The sequence below is a fragment of the Xenorhabdus beddingii genome (assembly GCF_002127545.1).
GTDB lineage: Bacteria > Pseudomonadota > Gammaproteobacteria > Enterobacterales > Enterobacteriaceae > Xenorhabdus > Xenorhabdus beddingii.
In genome coordinates this window covers 1-1,032 of sequence record NZ_MUBK01000122.1, presented here as the reverse complement: position 1 = coordinate 1,032, position 1,032 = coordinate 1, and the positions used below count along the sequence as shown (strand labels likewise).

General features: G+C 60.9%; 1 protein-coding gene. It reads right to left on the bottom strand.

The genetic code is table 11. The features are described from left to right. The coding region (locus tag Xbed_RS18770) for a condensation domain-containing protein (protein ID WP_422641347.1) at nucleotides 1-1,032 on the bottom strand (1,032 nt) is incomplete at both ends.

Sequence of the window (1,032 nt, the reverse complement as noted above, 5' to 3'; positions counted from 1 at the left end):
CTGCGCCAGTAAATCCGCGACACTGAGACCGTCATGGCAGCGGACGCGCAAGGCCAGGGTATTGACAAAGAAACCGATCAGGCCCTCCAGTTCACGGTGCGGACGGTTGGCGACCGGCGTCCCGATCACCAGATCATCCTGACCACTGAGCCGGGCGAGTACGATACTCCAGCCCGCCAGCACGGTCATGAACAGGGTGGTGTTATGGCGCTGTCCGAGCGTTTTGAGTGCACTCAGTGAAGCCGGCTCCAGATGGAAAGACACCTGACGACCGACATAAGACTGTGCCGCCGGGCGTGGCCGATCGGTCGGAAGTGATAATAACGCCGGTGCGCCTTCAAGCCGGGTGTGCCAGAAGTGACGTTGTAGCGTTAGGGCATCTTCCTGCAGCCTGTGATGTTGCCAGACCGCATAGTCCGCGTACTGAATGGGCAGTGGCGGTAAAGGATCTTCATGACCCTCAAGGACGGCACGGTAGAGCGTGGTCAGTTCGTGCAGCAAGACTCCGATGGACCAGCCATCAGAAATAATATGGTGTTGAGTGAGCAGCAATACGTGCTCCTCATCCGCCCGTTGCAGCAGTTGACCCCGGATCAGCGGGCCTTGGGCAAAATCAAACGGGGTCTGTGCCCCAAGGGAGGTAAGTTCAGCAATATGCTGAGTCTGTGCCGCTGGAGACAACAGGCGCAGGTCATGGCAGGACAGGGCAAAGCCGGTGTCAGCGGGGTCGATGTGCTGGTAAGGCTGGCCGGCGACCAGTACAACACGGGTGCGCAGGCTTTCATGGCGGGCCACCAGACGATCAAGGGCACGGATCAGCGCCTGACGATCAAGCTGGCCGCTCAGACGCAGGGCGATTGGAATATGGTAGGCGAGACTGGCGGCCGGGTCGAGCTGGGCCAAAAACCACAGGCGCTGCTGGGCAAAGGACAACGGCAGGGGCTGAGTGCGGTCAGCCGGCGGAATGGCTTTCTGGGTGAGGGTGGGAACTTCAGCCAACGCCTGAGCCAGCAGCATCAGCACCGGCCGGGC